Below are 15,536 nucleotides of genomic sequence, written 5' to 3' on the forward strand. Positions count from 1 at the left end.
GCACGGCATCACGTCAAAGATCAATATTGCTATCCTGCTATGCCCTTGGTGTTATGCCCTCGGGCATGACGTCCTTGGGGGGATGGCGATGGATCTGCATGCGCTCGAACAGTTCCTCGTAGTCGCACGGCTGGAGCACCTCAGCCGGGCCGCCGGTGAACTGCACGTGGCCCAGCCGTCGTTGAGCCGCACCGTCGCACGCCTTGAGGCAGAGCTCGGGGCGCCGCTGTTCGACCGGGCGGGTCGTCTGCGGCTGAACGAATCCGGGCGGCGCTTTCGCGACCATGTGGAGCGCTCCCTCGGGGAGCTGGAGGCCGGGCGGCGGGCGGTGGCGGAGGCGGCCCGCGAGGGGGTCGGCAGTGTGCGGCTCGCCTCGGAGACGTTCCTGACCATCACCGGTCCGCTGGCCGTCTTCAAGACCGCCCACCCCGACATCGACGTCGAGCTCCACCAGATGCCGGCCGTGGACATGCACCGGGCCCTGCGCACCCGCGAGGTCGACCTGTGTGTCGCCTCCCAGCCGATCCGGGGCGACGGCCTGGACAGCGTCCACCTGCACGACGAGCAGGTCTGGCTGACGGCGCCGCCCGGCCACCGGCTCGCCTCCCGCGCGTCCGTCGGCGTCGAGGAACTGCGCGACGAACCGTTCGTCATCTCACGCCCCGGGCACTGGCAACGCCGCCTGCTCGACCGGCTCTTCGCCGGCCACAACCTGATGCCACGGATCGTCTGCGAGGGCGACGAACCCGCGGCCCTCGCCGGCCTGGTGATCGCCGGTATCGGCCTCAGCCTCATCCCGGCGATGGCCCGCGATTCCGACCTCAGCGCACTGGGCGCGTGGATCGCCATCGACGACACGGCCTGCCGCCGCATCCTGACCCTGCACCGGTCCGCCGACAGCCGGCTCTCGAAGGCCGCGCAACTGATGCACGCCACGCTCGTTGCGTGGCCCTGGAACACCCCGGGTGGTGACCGGAGTGTTGGGTGACGCCCGCGGTGCGGCGGGTCACCCGTGTGAAGATCGGGGTGTGAACGATCTACGTATTCGTCTCGCCGACGACGCCGACCTCGCCTCTCTCGTGCGTCTGCGTGATGACGCCGCGCGCTGGATGCTCGTTCGGGGTGTCACTGGTCAGTGGCAGCCCGGCGAGTTGGATGAGGCGCACTTCCGTCGGGTGATGGAGCGAGGGGAGGTGTGGCTCGCAGAGCATGGCGGACTTGCTGTCGGGGCTTGGGAGTTGTGGTGGGACGACCAGGACGCCTGGGGAGCGCAGCCGCCGGTCGCGGGGTATGTGCACCGGCTGATGGTGGACCACACCCGTGTCCCGTCAGGAACAGGACTGCGGCTGTTGGGAGTCGCGGAACGGCGGGTGGCCGAGGTGGGCCGACAGTTGGTGCGTCTGGACTGCGTGGCCGGCAACGCGCGCCTCAACGCGTACTACGTCAAGGCCGGTTACCGGGTGGCCGGGCACAAGCGCGGCAAGGCGCAGCCAGGCGGCACGCCCAAGTCGTTCACGCTCCTCGAAAAGTCCGTACAGGACAGCGAGAAGTCCGTACGGGGCAGCGTGCCGTCCTGACGTCACCGACCCGGCCTGACCCGGCCCGGTATCGGCGTCAGCTGCTCCCCTCCCCGTAAGCCGCCGCGATCTCTTCCGATCCCGCCCACCGGCTGTACGTGGGGGACTGCGGCCAGCCCTCCGGCGAGTCCTGCCACACTTCCTGGCGGCCGTAGGGGAGCAGGTCGACGAGGCCGAAGAGGTGGCTCAGCTGCTCGGTGCCCCGGCCGTCCGTGTGCCAGGTCCGGTACACCGTGTCGCCGTCGCGCAGGAACACGTTGACCGCGAATCCGCCGTTCGCCGGTGCACCGACATCGCTGCCGAAGGAGCTGTTCGCCGTCGAGTACCAGGTCATCGTGTTCCCGACCTTGCGCCTGTAGGCGAGCGCCTCGTCGATCGGGCCCTGGGTCACGATCACGAACCGGGCGTCGAACTTCTCAAGGCCCAGGAGCCGGGTGAACTGGGAGGTGAAGCCGGTGCAGCCGCTGCACTGCCACGGTGCGCCTTCGTGCCACATGTGGTTGTAGACGATCAGCTGCGGGTGCTCGCCGAAGATCTCGGCGAGCCGGACCGGGCCGTCCTCGCCCTCCAGGACGTAGTCGGGCATCTCGACCATCGGCAGCCGGCGGCGCTGCGCGGCGATCGCGTCGAGTTCGCGGGTGGCGGCCTTCTCCCGGACCCGTAGGGCCGCCAGTTCCTTCTGCCAGGTGGCTGTGTCGACGACGGGCGGGAGGGCGTTCGCGGTGGTGGACATGGTGCCTCCGGACGATCGGGTTGCCTTCTGGGAGTACCGACTGGCCGGCCGAGGAGAAGTCATCGGTCGGGAGGCGTTCGGAGGCATTCGGTGCACATTCGGGAGGCATGTCGCAACACACAATGGGGAGACATGTCGCAGCCTGGGTGCATCAGAGCCGACCGGCTGTGGTCAGAGGGCGCTGCCGCTGCCGTAGGGGGCGTACAGGTCCAGGAGGCGGGTGCGTGTCAGCTGCAGGCGGTGGGCGACGATGCTGCCCACCCACTGGAACACGGCGGCGCCGAGTACGGGATCCCGCTCGCACATCTCGCGCACCGCGGCACCGTCGAACTCGTAGGCGCTCACCGGGCTCGTCGCCTCGGCGCCCAGATGCCAGACGTGTGGTCTGAACAGCCAGGACCAGCCGACGAGTTGGTTGTGGGTGAGTGTCTCCACGACGACGGCGCGGCGGCCCGGCACGTGGAGGTCGAGCGAGACGGTGCCGCTGCGGATGATCCAGAACCGGTCGGCGCAGCCGCCCTCTTTGAACAGGCGCATACCTTGGGGGAACGACACCTCTCGGGCCACGCTCATCAGCCGGTCCCGGAGCTCGGCGGGCAGGGCCCGCACCATGGTCGCGGTGGGGGAAGCGTTCATGGCTCTGCCTCCTCGGGCTGGACTCTCCCATCTCCAAGGTCTTCCGGGGCGGGTTCTTCCACCATGGGCCGCCTGGCTCCGCGAGGGGGCCCGTTCGGCACTCGACGGCCAAGGGGGTCGGCCAAGGGGGTCGGGCGGGCCCCGGCGGCGCGCAGAGTCCCGCGTCATGTCATCCGGCGGCCCCATCCCGGTTCGACCTGCTCCCACTCGCGGGCCCACTGGTCGTAACGCCGCTGGTCGAGACGCCACCGCGCGAGACGGCCGGCGGCGAAGACGACACCGCCGAACGCGGCCGCGGCACCCGCGCCGAGCGTGCCCGCCTCGACGGCGGCCTCACCCGTGGCCGGCGGGTTGTCGGTGATCTGTCCGTGACCGTTCACCCACACCGTGACCGGCGAACCGACCTTCAGACGGGAGTCCACCGGCGCGCTGCCGGTGTGGACGGATCCGTCCGACGCCTTCCACCGGACCTGCGCCCAGACGTGGCCGTACACGTCCGCTCGCCCGGCCCGTGCCGCGTGGGCGGTGCTCTCGACGAGAACGGCCTGGGCCGTGTGCCGGTCGTTCCGCAGCTGGGTGAACGACGCGCCGGCCGCCTGGGCCGTGATCAGGCCGACGAACACGCCGCCCAGGGCGATGACGATCCACGTGACGAGGACGATCCAGGTCTCCACGACGTCGTCGTGCCGGCGCAACGGATTGCTCCGCCACCGCCAGCACCTCTGTTCCACGGCCTTGGGTGCACGCATGGAGTGCACCTCCTCGTCACCGTATCCGTCCGGCACAAGTAGCTGACACCCGGAAGAGGGCCGGCGGCATGGGCCGGTCGGACCGGGTCGGGGGCCATGCGGTCCCTTCGCGCGCGGGAACACCTTCGGTACGTCACGCGCCACGGCGTGTGACGGCGAAGTCAGCTCCTGCTCGGCGTGACCCCGCGGAGGCCCTTGTAGGGAACGGGTCGGCCGGTGTGCGCGTCGAGCAGGGCGCGGTCACCCAGGGGGCGTTGTAGTTTCACCGTAACCCGCTGCATCCTGGCCTGCTTGGTGCAGTTCCCGTCGTGCCCGTCGCCCTTGGTGGAGGCCGACAGGACCACGCTGCCGCGTGTTTCCAGCACGTCGACGGAGGCGCCCTGGTCGCAGACGCCATGAAGGGCGATGACGGCCACCGATCGCGCGTCCGCGGCGATGCGAACGAGCCTGTCGACCGGATACCCGGGCATGCCCTGGGCCGGGCGGATCGGGGGCTGAGGGCGTTTCGACGGGACGGCGGCGGCCTGCTTGAGAGGGGAGGCGTAGCCGTCCAGGGTGAAGAGCCAGGCCGGCACGGTCGCCGGCCCACGACTGGTGGCCAGCGTCATCTCACCCAGCTTCACTCCCGTCACCGTGAGCTGCGGCTTCGAGCGGTCGCGGGCGTCGCGGGCGCGGGCTCCCGTCCCGGCCAGGGACTTGAACGATTCGCCCGCCCCCGTCAACGGCCGCGTGAGCGACTGGCCACCGGCCCACTTCACCCGCCCGTCCTTCGGGCCGGTGCCGGGCAACTTCCCCCGCAGGACGACGTTCCGATCCCGGTACGCCCGCTTGTCGGCCGGGCCGCTCAGGCCGCCCCGCGGCAGCTGGACCGACTCCCCCATGGGGTAGTAGCCGGCGCGCCACGCGGCGGACGCGGCCGAGCCGTCCCAGGCCGCGGCGACCCGTCGGGCGCGGTCCGCCGGCCTGTCCGCGCCTCCGCCACCGGCCACCTGATGGCTGCTGCCACAACCCGACAAGGCGATGAGCCCCAGTCCAGCGGCGGATAAAGCGACCCAGACACCGGGTCGGCCGACGGATCGCGACGGCCCGTTGTACGGCATGTGCCCCTCCCGGCGAACTGGGTGAACTCGGTGAACTGGGCGAACTGAGTGAACTGGGCGAACGACGTGACATGGATCCCGACGTCGATTCTGCCTCGCGTCATGGCCCGGCCCGGCAGGAACAGGTCAAACAGGAACAGGTCAAGTGCGTCCGCAGACCTTGCCGCTCACCTCTCCGCCGTCCTCGGTGTCGAACGCGCCGACCGCCGTGAGGCTCCTGCGGTCAGTTGCCGGCCGGCCCCTCCTGCTCGTCCAGCCGGGCCCGCAGCACATGCTTCGTGATCTTCCCGGAGGGTGTGCGCGGCAGTTCACGTCGCAGGACGAGCTCGCGCGGGATCTTGTAGCGGGCGATCCGGCTCTCCAGCCATGTGCGCAGCTCCGCCAGGTCGGGCTCCGTACCCTCGCGCGGCACCACGACCGCCACGACCGTCTCGCCCCACTGCGGATGCGGGCGGCCGACGACGGCGACGTCGAGGATGTCCGGGTGGCCGCGCAGCGCGCCCTCGACCTCCTGTGAGGCGACGTTCTCGCCGCCGGTGATGATCACGTCCTTCATCCGGTCGACGACGGTCACGAAGCCGTCCTCGTCGATCCGGCCCAGGTCACCGGTGCGGTACCAGTCGCCCACGAACACCTCCGCGGTGGCCGCCTCGTCGTCGAGGTAGCCGGCCATGCGGGTGTCCGAGCGGAGCCAGATCTCCCCGGTCTCGCCCGGCCCGGCGTCCGTGCCCTCCGGACGTACGACCCTCAGGTCCACCCCGGGCATGCCGCCGCGCCCGATGGAGCCCGCCTTCGCCACCTGCTCGGCGGGGGAGAGGGAGGTCCCGACGGGGCCCATCTCGCTCATCCCGTACACCTGGTGGAAGTCGTCCGAGCCGTACGCCTTCATCAGGCGGCGCGCGGTGTCCGCGTCGAGGGGGCCACCGCCGTAGATCCACGCGCGCATCGACGTGAGGTCGAAGTCGGGGAAGTCGGCGACGGTCTGCAATGGGGCGATGAGCGCGATCGGGGCGGCGAACAGGGCGGTGACCCGCTCGCGCTGGATCGTCTCCAGCATGCCGCGCGGGTCGTACTCGCGCTGGAGCACGACCGTGGCGCGCAGGAGCAGGTTGCTCATCGTCCAGTTGTTGAGCGGGGACGCGTGCCAGATCGGCATGCAGATCAGGAAGCGCTCGTCACGGTGGAGGGGGACCGTGGCCGCGGTGTACGTGGCCGCCAGTGCGATGCCGCGATGCGTGTGCACGCAGCCCTTGGGGTTTCCGGAGGTGCCGGACGTGTAGAGGATCTGGGCGATGTCGCTGTCCGGGCCCGCCTCCCCGGTCCACGGTTCGGCGTGCGCGACGCGGGACTCGAAGGAGTCGGCGGGACGGGTGTCCGCGTCGGCGTCGGGGTGGCTGACCAGCCACGGGACGACCACATCTGCGGCGGTGGCGCGCTTGCCGATCTCCGCGTCCACGATCCCCAGGCGGGCCCCGCAGTGCCGGAGCTGGCGCTCCACCTCGGCCGTCTGGAGCTTGTGGTTCACCGGTACGAGTGTGGCGCCCGCGTACCAGGCGCCGAACGCCGCGAACAGGAAGGCCGGGGTGTTGTACGTCATCACCGCCACCCGGTCGCCCGGGCGCACGCCGGCCTCCCGCAGCACCGTCGCGGCGCGCCGGGCGGCACCGGCGAACTCCCGGTAGGTCCACCGCTGTTCACGGTAGACGACCGCTTCCTTGTCGCCGGCCGAGCGAACCGCGCTGTCCAGCAGGGCACTGAGGTGCATCACGTTCTCCTGACGAGCCGGGCCGGTGCCGACCGACCGTGGCGGGAAACTCTGAATCATGGTTCACTGCTTCCATGGCCTACCGCAAGACCCCTGCCGAAATCAGCCGGCTCGAAGCTGCGAGAGAACGACTCGTCGCCTGCGCCACCTCGGTCGTCGCGGAAGTGGGCTGGTCACAGGCGTCCGTCACCGCCGTCGCCGCCTCGGCGGGCATCGCGGCGGGCTCTGTCTACCAGCACTTCCCGTCCAAGGCGGCGCTCGCCGTGGAGGTGTTCCGCCGCGCGGCCGAACGCGAGGTGGAGGTGCTCGGCGACGTACTCCGTGGCCCCGGCGACCCCGTCGAACGCTTGACCAGAGCCGTGGACGTCTTCGCCCGCCGCGCCCTGGAGAACCGCGGCCTGGCCTACGCCCTGCTCGCCGCCCCCGCCGAACCCGCTGTCGGCGCCGAACGCCTCGACTTCCGCCGCCGCTACCGCGCGCTGTACGCCGAGGTGGTGCGCGAGGGCATGGCGACGGGCCAACTGCCGGACCAGAACGCCGAGATCACGGCCGCCGTGCTCACCGGCGCGATCGGCGAAGCCCTCGTCGACCCCCTGGGCGCCCCCGACGAGAACGCCACCGAGGAACTCCTCGCCGACCTGACCGCCGCCGTGCTGCGGTGCGCCGGCGCACCGACCGCCTGAACCCCGCCCGCCCCTCTGAAGGAGGCCCCATGACCAGCAACCCCACGGCCGTGACGCACGAAGTGACCAACCAGGTGCCGCCGTTGACCGGTCACGACGCCGCCGACGACCCGGTGCTGCTGGAGGGCGTACGCCGAGAGGGGGCCGCCTGGTACCTCGACGACCTGCACCGGCTCGGCCGCCGTGCGGTCAGCGAGGAGGTGCAGCGCTGGGCCGACGAGGCCAACCGCTTCGAGCCGGTGCTGCGCACCCACGACCGCTACGGCAACCGTGTCGACGAGGTCGACTTCCACCCCTCCTACCACGCACTCATGGACGTGGCGATCAGCGAAGGCCTCGGCGGCAGCGCGTGGGCCGACGAGCGGGAGGGCGCGCACGTCGCGCGCGCGGCCGGTTTCATGGTGTGGAGCGGCACCGAGGCGGGACACGGCTGCCCCGTCTCCATGACCTACGCGGTCGTCCCCGCCCTGCGCCACGCCCCCGACCTGGCCAAGACGTACGAGCCGCTGCTGACCAGCCGCGTCTACGAATCCGGCCTGCGCACCCCCGCCGACAAGCCCGGCCTGCTCGCGGGCATGGGCATGACCGAGAAGCAGGGCGGCACCGACGTCCGCGCGAACACCACCTCCGCCACCCCGCACACCGACGGCACATGGCGGCTGCGCGGTCACAAGTGGTTCACCAGCGCTCCCATGAACGACCTGTTCCTGGTGCTCGCCCAGGCGCCCGGCGGCCTCTCCTGCTTCCTGGTCCCACGCGTCCTGCCCGACGGCAGCCGCAACACCTTCCGCATCCAGCGCCTCAAGGACAAGCTCGGCAACCGCTCCAACGCGTCCAGCGAGCCCGAGTTCGACGACACGGTCGCCTGGCTCGTCGGCGCGGAGGGCAAGGGCGTCCGGACCATCATCGACATGGTGACGATGACCCGCCTGGACTGCGTCCTCGGCTCCGCCGCCGGCACCCGCGCCGCGCTCGCGCAGGCCGCCCACCACGCCCGGCACCGCTCCGTGTTCGGCGCGAAGCTGATCGACCAGCCGCTGATGCGCAACGTACTGGCGGACCTGAGCGTCGAGTCCGAGGCCGCGACGACCCTCGCCCTGCGTCTCGCCGGCGCCGCCGACCGTGCCCAGCACGGCGACGACACCGAGCGCGCCTTCCTCCGCCTGGCCACCGCCGTCGGCAAGTACTGGGTGTGCAAGCGCCAGCCCGTCGCCGTGGCCGAAGCCCTGGAATGCCTCGGCGGCAACGGGTATGACGAGGCGTCAGGCATGCCCAGGCTCTACCGCGAGGCCCCGCTCAACGGCATCTGGGAGGGCTCCGGAAACGTCAACGCCCTCGACATGCTCCGCGCGTTGGCACGCGAGCCGGAGTCCCTGGAGGCGTTCCGTACGGAGATCGAGGCGGCGGCGGGCGGCGACCGGCGCCTCGACGCGGCCTGGCAGGACCTCCAGGGCGAACTCGTCCTCACCGAGGACGCGCCGCTGCGTGCCCGCCGGGTCATCGAACGCGCCGCCCTCGTGCTGCAGGGATCGCTCCTGGTCCGGCACGCGCCCGCCGCCGTCGCCGACGCGTTCTGCGCCTCCCGCCTCGCCGGCGACCGAGGCCTCGCCTTCGGCACGCTCCCCCCGGACACGGACTTCGCGGCGCTGCTGGAGCGTCTGCCGGTCTGACGTCCGGGCTTCATTCAGGTCGCGGGCCGGGGCTCGCGCTCTCCGTCGCCGGTCCCCGCCCCCGACCCCGCCCCCAGGAACTCCACGACAGCCATCACGAACAGCAGACACAGCGCGATCCCGAACACCACCCAGCCCGTCGGATAGGACCAGAGCAGGAGCACGACCAGCGCGGCGACCACGACGATCCAGGTGATCCAGGTGCGGTAACGGCGGACGAAGGGACCCACCGGGCCGAGGCGCATCCCCGCCCCGTCGGCCGTCGATCGTACGGCTCCGATGCCCGACGTCCACAGCCCGCGCACCACCCCCGCGCGGCGCCCCGGCCCGGTGAGCCAGGCGCCCAGCGCGACCACGACACCCAGCGCGATGACCATCCGCACCATGGTGAACAGGAAGTGGGTCATGGTGTCGTACACGGCGGCGGCCGCGTCCTGCGAGACGCTCGCCGGCAGCCGGTCGAGGTAGATCACCCGGAAGATCCGCAGCCCGATGCCGAGCAGCCCGACGGCGACGGCGACGCCCAGCGCGCCGCTGACCACGGCCCGGCGTCTGCGCACCGAGAGCAGGACGCCCGCGGCGACCAGCACGAGGGCGATGACGGGCAGCCAGTTCCCGGCCACCTGTAGCAGCCGCACATACGTCTTGACCTTGCTGATCTTGTCCGAGGTGAGGATCGTGAAGTTGGTGTGGATCTCGGGGATCCGTCCCGCGGCACTCATCCCGGAGTCGACGAGCCGCTTCTTCACCCGGTCCACGAGCGGCCCGATGTCAAGGGTGACCGTGTTGCCCTTGAGCTGGACGGCGCCACCCCCCTTTCCGGTCAGCGCCTTGTCGAGGGAGCTGTGGATCTGCCGGTTCGCCTGTTTCCAGATGGTCTCGAACGCGCTGGAACCGGCCACGGCGAGCGCCTTGTCGTGGACGAAGCTGCGGACCGCGCCCTCCAGCGAGTTGCCGAGTTTGCCGAGCGCCTTCTCCAGCCGGGGCCGGTCCGCCGGCGCCACGCCGGCGAGCAGGGTCGACAGATCGATATGGGACATGAGCGCGTCGGTCGCACGGTTCGCGACGGCTTCCTGAACGGCCGGGTTCGAGGCGAGCGGGCCGACCGTGGCGACGTACCGGTCGGTGTCGCCGACCTCGTCGGCCGCCCAGGCCGCGACCACGGACAGCGGCGCGAGTACGCATCCGATGACGATGAGGATCGCGGCGAGGAGGGACCGGCCCCGATGTCGTGGGGCCCGGGGGGCGCGTGCGGATTCGAGTGTCGCCACCCGGTCGCGCAGTTCCCGGATCTCGTCCCGATCGTCGGGCTGCGCGGGCCCGTTGCCGTCCGTCACGGTTGCCTCCTTGCGGCGCCGTCGTGCTGCTCCCAGGGGACCGCCGGAGTGGCGTACCGGCGAGGTGGGGCGTCCGTTCAGGTGAGGTGGCGGGCGGGAAATGCGCGTACACGTGACCGGAGCAATACTGAATTCCCCTTCCCCCATCCCCCTGTCGACTTCTCTCTCCACCTTCTCCGAAAGGCGTGTGGAGTGGACATGCCGGTGCCGTCGGCGAACATCCCTGAGGGGACCCGCCCCACCGTCCGAGGAGGCCGCGTATGACGGCCGCCGACGGTCCGGCGCCGGGGAGTCCGGCCGAGGACGCGTCGGCGGACGCCGCGCAACAGGTCCTGCTCAGCGGACGCTACCTCCGCGTCCTTTTGCTGTCCCTCCTGCTCGGCGTGCCGATCGCGCTGGCCTGCTTCTTCTTCGTGGGACTCCAGCACTCGCTGCAGCACGAGGTCTGGACGTCGCTCCCGAAGGCCGTCGGCTACAAGGAGGCGCCGTGGTGGTGGCCCCTGCCCGCGCTGGCCCTCGCGGGAGTGATCCTCGCGCCCATCGTCACCCGGATGCCGGGAGGCGGCGGGCACCTGCCGGTGAACGGACTCGGCGGCAGCGGCAGACCCATCGGTCCGCGCGAGCTGCCGGGAGTCGTCCTGGCGGCGCTCGCGACCTTGCCGCTCGGCGTCGTCCTCGGACCGGAGGCCCCGCTCATGGCGATGGGCAGCGGGCTCGCACTCCTCGCGGTGCGCAGGTTCGACGTGACGAACCCTCAGACGGCCGCGATCGTCGCGACCGCCGGGTCCACGGCCGCGATCTCCACCATCCTCGGTGGACCGATCGTCGCGGCCATCCTCGTCGTCGAGGCAGCAGGCCTCGCGGGCGCCCGCCTCGCCGTGCTCCTGTTGCCCTGCCTCATCGCGAGCGCTGCCGGAGCGGTGGTCTTCACCGGGTTCGGCACCTGGACGGGACTCTCCGTCGGCGGACTCGCGCTGCCCACCGTGCCGCCCCTGGTCACCCCCGACGCCGGCGACTTCCTGTGGGGCGTGCCGCTCGCCGTGGTCATCGCGGGCGTCATCACCGTGACCCATCGCCTCGGCTACGTGACAAGCCGCTGGACGGCCGGTCGTCGCACCACGCTACGCACGCTCGCCTGCGCCGTCGCCGTGGGCATCTGCCTCACCGCGTACGCCCTGCTCACCGGAAGGTCGCCCGAGGAGGCGGCGCTCTCCGGACAGGCGACCCTCGGCGACCTCGCCGCGAACACCGGCGTGTGGCCCGTGGGGGCTCTGCTCGCACTGGTCGTCTGCAAGGGACTGGCCTGGGGCATCAGCCTCGGCAGCCTGCGCGGTGGCCCGATCTTCCCGGCGCTGCTGCTCGGCGCCGCCGGGGGCGTCGCCTGCGCCGGACTGCCCGGCCTCGGCGCGACACCGGCCCTCGCCCTCGGCATCTGCGCGGCAGGTACGGCCGTGATGGGACTGCCGCTGTGCAGCGCGGTGCTGACGGTGCTGCTGATGGGGAAGGACGCACACGACCAGACGCCGTTGATCGTGACGGCCGCGGTGGTCGCGCATCTCACCGTGCTGTTCGTGAACCGGGGGCACGCTGCCGACGCGCAGCCGGATCACACGGCATGACGGAGGGCGCGGAACTCGTCGGCGTGTTCCTGAGCCCATGACCGGAACGTGCGTGCCGGTGCACCGGTGATCTCCTCCACCGTGCCGGTGATCAGGTGTGACGCGGGCCGGTTCTCCGCGCTCGCCAACAGGGCCTCGACGAGGGCGGGCGGCCGTCCGTCGGCGAGCATCCGCTCTCGCGCGACCCGCACGGGAACCTCCTCGAAGCGCGTCGTGCGGCCGATCGCCTCCCCGATCAGGCGCACCTGGTCGGCCCGGCCGAGCACCTCCGGGCCGGTCAGGACGTGGGTCGCCCCCTCATGCTCATGCCCGTCATCGGTCAACACCCGTACGGCCACGGCCGCGACGTCGCGCTCGTGGATCAGCGCGGTGGCGGCGATGCCGGGACCGCGCACGACGTGGGTGGTGCGGATCTGCCCGGCCCACCCTCGCGCATTGGAGGCGAGCGTGTCCGACCGCAGGACGGTCCACGCCGGTCCGGACTTCTCGATCAGCCGCTCCATGTCGGCGTGGAGCTGGTTGATCGGGTCGGTCTGCCGCTCGGCGCCCTCGTCCACACCGGACGACGAGAGGTAGACGACGCGGCGGGCGTGCCGCGCCACCGCCGCCAGCACGGCGGTGGCGCCTTCGGTGCTGAGGAAGGGCCAGATCAGAAACACGGTCTCGACGCCGCTCAGGGCCTCGTCCAGCGTGTCCGGCCGGGAGAGATCCCCGGCGACGACGGTGACCGCCCCCGGGAGTCCGGCCGACTCGGGATCACGCGCCAACGCGCGAACGCCCGCGCCCCCGGCCAGAAGCTGAGCGACAACTTCCCGCCCGACATTGCCCGTTGCCCCCGTCACAAGAATCTCACTCATGATCAGGTAAGCCGCCGCCGTGGCCGGAGTATTCCGCGGCGCCCGACGAGGTGCGCGCCGTGCGCCGGTGCGATGTTGAGTACGGGTACTCATGTCGTGGTCGCCGGGCCCGCGCATACTCGCGCCATGCAGATGGAATCGCCGGGGTGCCCGGACTGCGGTACGCCTCTCGGGTCGCCTCCGCCCGCTTCGTGCGCGCGCTGCGGGCTGCCGTTGACCGGGCCGGACGCGTACGCGTTGTGGCAGGTCGCGGGGGAGCTGAACGCGCTGGACACGCGCAGGCGCTGGCTGGTGTGGCGCCACGGTGAGCTGTTGGCCGCGTTGCGGGCGCGTCGGGATGCGCCGGTGGCGGTGTCCGCGGGGGCGGTACCCGCCGGCGTGCCGGGATTTGCTTCCGCCGGGTGGGGCAGGGCCGGGGCGCCCGGGCGGGAGGTTTCCGCGCCGTCCGCCCGGACCGTGCTGCTGATCATCGGCGGAGTGCTGGTGGTCGTGGCCGCACTCGTGTTCACGGTGGTGAGCTGGGGCGGCCTTGGCATCGGCGGGCGGGCCGCCGTACTCCTCGCGCTGACCGCGTGCGCGCTCGCCCTGCCCCGGCCGCTGATACGGCGGCGGCTCACCGCCACCGCCGAGGCGTCGGCCGTGATGGGCCTTGCCCTGGTGCTCCTGGACGGCTACGCGGCCCGGCAGGCCGGGCTCGGTGGCCTGGACCGAATGGGGACGGAGGGCTACTGGGCGGTGCTCACCGTGCTGACGGCGGTGGGGGCGGCGGGTTACGGCTGGTGGCAGCGGCTCCGGCTCCCGCTGGCCGTCGGTCTGTTGACGGCCCGGCTGCCGGGGCTGCTGATCGTGGCGGCTCTGGGCGGCGGAGCCGAGGACTACGCGACCGCGCTGATCGCCACGGCCGCCGTGGACTTCGTGACGTTGTACGCGCTCACGGAGCGCGGCGGCGCCGGGACCGATGGGGTGCGTGACCGGCTGGGCGGCGAACGGGCTGCCGCCGTCCTCGTCGTGGGTGTCCGGGCCGTCGGTGGTGGGTGGGCGCTGGTGGGCGGCGCGATCGCGGTCGCGCACGCGGTGGCTGCCGTGTCGTGGGCCGAGGTGGTGCCGGCCTGGGTGCCGCTGGGGCTGCTCGCGCTCGTGGGTGTGGTGTTCTGCCGAGCCTTCCGCGCTCTGCCGTTCGCGCTGCGCTGCGGTGCCGAGGGCGCGGCCGTCGTGGCGTTGATCGTGGCCGTCGGCTCCGGGCTGCGGTGTGTCACGCCCGGAGGGTGGGGCGTGGCCGGTTATGCCGCACCGGCGGCGGTCATCGCGGTGTGGGCGGCGATGTCCTGCGCGCGCGGCGGCCGGTGGGTGAAGGCTGAGGCGGAGGCCGGGGCATTCGTACCACCGGCCGGCGTCGCGGCTGCGGTGGGGGAGCTGGCCTCGGCCTCAACTGCCTTGCTGCTCACGGGTGTTCTGGTGTTGCCGGACATCGTGCACGCCCTCACCCTGCCCGCCGTCCACGGCGTGGAACTGTGGTTCGACGGTCACCCGCAGCGTTGGAACTGGGAGGTCGCGAGCGCGCCGCTCGTCGTGCTGTGGCTGTTCGCCGCCGTCCTGGCGGCCATGGCCGCCCTGCGTGCCCGTTCCGCCGCCGCCGCGAACACGGACCGGCTGGCGAACGCGTTGCGCAACGCCCGCGCGCTGAGCGCCGTTCCCGCGCTGCTCCTCCTGCCGGTGGCGCTCCGGGTGCCGTACGGGTGGGTACTGGCGGCCGCCACGGTCGGATCCCTCGCGGTAGTGGTGGACGTCGTGCGCCGGCCGGGGGCCGCACTCACCTCCCGGCTCGTGGCGTCGGTCGCCGCCGGGGCGCTCGCCCTGCTGTGGTCGTGGGCCGACCGGGCCGCCGTACTCGCGGTGTGGGGGACGTTCGCCGCGTCGGCCGCCGTACTTGCACACGTCCTGTCGGCGCCGATGAGGGGCCACCCCACCGCCCGTGCGGCGGCACGCGTCGCGGGTGCCTTCGCCGTCCTCGCCCTTGGCGTCGAAGCGGTCGCGTCCGGGGTCACCGCCGACCTGCCCTGGCATGGCACGGCGTTCGTCGTGCTCGCCGTTGCCGGTGTCTCCGCCGGCGCCGCGGCGGCCTGGCACCGGATTCCGGGGCGCGATCAGGTCGCCACCGCCGTCGAAGGTACGGGCTACGTACTCGCGGCCGTCGCCATCGCCCTGACGGTCCCTCACTTCGATGCGCTGAGCCTCGCCCTGGCCGTGAGCGGCGTCGCCGGCCTCGCCGTCGCGCTGCGCCCCGACCGCCGTCGCGCCGCACTCGTCGGAACCGGCCTGCTCATCGCCTCCTCCTGGGTGCGCCTCGCGCTCGCGGGTGTCGACTCCCCTGAGGCGTACACGCTCCCGGTCACGGCAGCCGCGCTGGTCATCGGCCACCGCCGTCGTACGAGCGCTCCGGACACGGGTTCCTGGGCCGCGTACGGGGCGGGCCTTGGTGCGACGATGTTCCCCAGCCTCGCCGCCACCTGGACCGACCCGAGCTGGGTACGGCCGCTACTCCTCGGCCTGGCCGCCCTGTCGGTCACCGTCGTGGGTGTACGGGCCCGCCTGCAGGCGCCGTTGGTCGTCGGCGGCGCCGTACTCGTGATGGTGGGGCTGCACGAACTCGCCCCGACCGTGGTCCAGGTGTTCGGCCTGCTCCCGCGCTGGGTGCCGCTGGCCGCGGCGGGCCTGCTCCTGCTGCTGCTCGGGGCCACGTACGAGAAGCGGATCGAGGAGGCCCGGCGTCTGCGTGACGCGGTGGGCGGCATGAGGTGAGCCGGCCGGCG

General features: G+C 72.2%; 13 protein-coding genes. 6 read left to right on the plus strand and 7 right to left on the minus strand.

Annotated features, from left to right (window positions below):
* Window positions 1–88: 88 nt before the first annotated feature.
* Together EOT10_RS07095 and EOT10_RS07100 are read left to right on the plus strand one after the other, a co-directional pair.
* Window positions 89–988 (plus strand): LysR family transcriptional regulator, encoded by a 900-nt coding sequence (locus tag EOT10_RS07095; RefSeq protein WP_127827177.1) that lies wholly within the window; start codon window positions 89–91, stop codon window positions 986–988.
* 40 nt (window positions 989–1,028) lie between these two features.
* Window positions 1,029–1,577 carry a GNAT family N-acetyltransferase gene (locus tag EOT10_RS07100; RefSeq protein WP_127827178.1) on the plus strand — a complete coding sequence of 183 codons (549 nt, stop codon included), beginning with the start codon at window positions 1,029–1,031 and terminating at the stop codon, window positions 1,575–1,577.
* 37 nt (window positions 1,578–1,614) lie between these two features.
* Here the strand turns inward: EOT10_RS07100 and EOT10_RS07105 are convergent, their stop codons facing one another.
* The 5 genes from EOT10_RS07105 to EOT10_RS07125 form a co-directional block, all read right to left on the minus strand.
* Window positions 1,615–2,310: a DUF899 family protein gene (locus tag EOT10_RS07105; protein ID WP_127827179.1), complete on the minus strand. Its 696-nt coding sequence runs from the start codon at window positions 2,308–2,310 to the stop codon at window positions 1,615–1,617.
* A 171-nt stretch (window positions 2,311–2,481) separates the two neighbouring features.
* Window positions 2,482–2,946 carry a Crp/Fnr family transcriptional regulator gene (locus tag EOT10_RS07110; RefSeq protein WP_127827180.1) on the minus strand — a complete coding sequence of 155 codons (465 nt, stop codon included), beginning with the start codon at window positions 2,944–2,946 and terminating at the stop codon, window positions 2,482–2,484.
* Between the two features lie 164 nt (window positions 2,947–3,110).
* Window positions 3,111–3,695: an Rv1733c family protein gene (locus EOT10_RS07115; protein WP_127827181.1), complete on the minus strand. Its 585-nt coding sequence runs from the start codon at window positions 3,693–3,695 to the stop codon at window positions 3,111–3,113.
* Window positions 3,696–3,856: 161 nt separating this feature from the next.
* The gene (locus tag EOT10_RS07120; RefSeq protein ID WP_317617335.1) at window positions 3,857–4,684 is read right to left on the minus strand and encodes a hypothetical protein; all 828 of its coding nucleotides are present in this window, start codon (window positions 4,682–4,684) and stop codon (window positions 3,857–3,859) included.
* Between the two features lie 334 nt (window positions 4,685–5,018).
* Window positions 5,019–6,560, minus strand: a complete 1,542-nt coding sequence (locus EOT10_RS07125; protein WP_127827183.1) for a class I adenylate-forming enzyme family protein — start codon at window positions 6,558–6,560, stop codon at window positions 5,019–5,021.
* A 74-nt stretch (window positions 6,561–6,634) separates the two neighbouring features.
* Here EOT10_RS07125 and EOT10_RS07130 point away from each other — a divergent pair, with 74 nt between their 5' ends.
* Window positions 6,635–7,243 carry a TetR/AcrR family transcriptional regulator gene (locus EOT10_RS07130; RefSeq protein ID WP_127827184.1) on the plus strand — a complete coding sequence of 203 codons (609 nt, stop codon included), beginning with the start codon at window positions 6,635–6,637 and terminating at the stop codon, window positions 7,241–7,243.
* A 29-nt stretch (window positions 7,244–7,272) separates the two neighbouring features.
* Entirely contained in the window at window positions 7,273–8,913 is a 1,641-nt protein-coding gene (locus EOT10_RS07135) for an acyl-CoA dehydrogenase family protein (RefSeq protein ID WP_127827185.1), read from the plus strand.
* A 14-nt stretch (window positions 8,914–8,927) separates the two neighbouring features.
* Here the strand turns inward: EOT10_RS07135 and EOT10_RS07140 are convergent, their stop codons facing one another.
* Window positions 8,928–10,397, minus strand: a complete 1,470-nt coding sequence (locus tag EOT10_RS07140) for a hypothetical protein (RefSeq protein ID WP_431313262.1) — start codon at window positions 10,395–10,397, stop codon at window positions 8,928–8,930.
* Between the two features lie 113 nt (window positions 10,398–10,510).
* On the opposite strand from EOT10_RS07140, the gene EOT10_RS07145 reads away from it, so the two are divergent.
* Window positions 10,511–11,869: a chloride channel protein gene (locus EOT10_RS07145; RefSeq protein WP_127827187.1), complete on the plus strand. Its 1,359-nt coding sequence runs from the start codon at window positions 10,511–10,513 to the stop codon at window positions 11,867–11,869.
* Here the strand turns inward: EOT10_RS07145 and EOT10_RS07150 are convergent.
* The gene (locus EOT10_RS07150; protein WP_127827188.1) at window positions 11,857–12,726 is read right to left on the minus strand and encodes an NAD(P)H-binding protein; all 870 of its coding nucleotides are present in this window, start codon (window positions 12,724–12,726) and stop codon (window positions 11,857–11,859) included. The genes EOT10_RS07145 and EOT10_RS07150 overlap by 13 nt on opposite strands.
* Window positions 12,727–12,852: 126 nt before the next feature.
* On the opposite strand from EOT10_RS07150, the gene EOT10_RS07155 reads away from it, so the two are divergent.
* Window positions 12,853–15,525, plus strand: coding sequence for an SCO7613 C-terminal domain-containing membrane protein (locus tag EOT10_RS07155; protein WP_127827189.1), 2,673 nt, complete (start codon window positions 12,853–12,855; stop codon window positions 15,523–15,525).
* Window positions 15,526–15,536: the final 11 nt, after the last annotated feature.

It is taken from the genome of Streptomyces antnestii, assembly GCF_004005495.1.
In the GTDB taxonomy this organism is placed as follows: Bacteria; Actinomycetota; Actinomycetes; order Streptomycetales; family Streptomycetaceae; genus Streptomyces; species Streptomyces antnestii.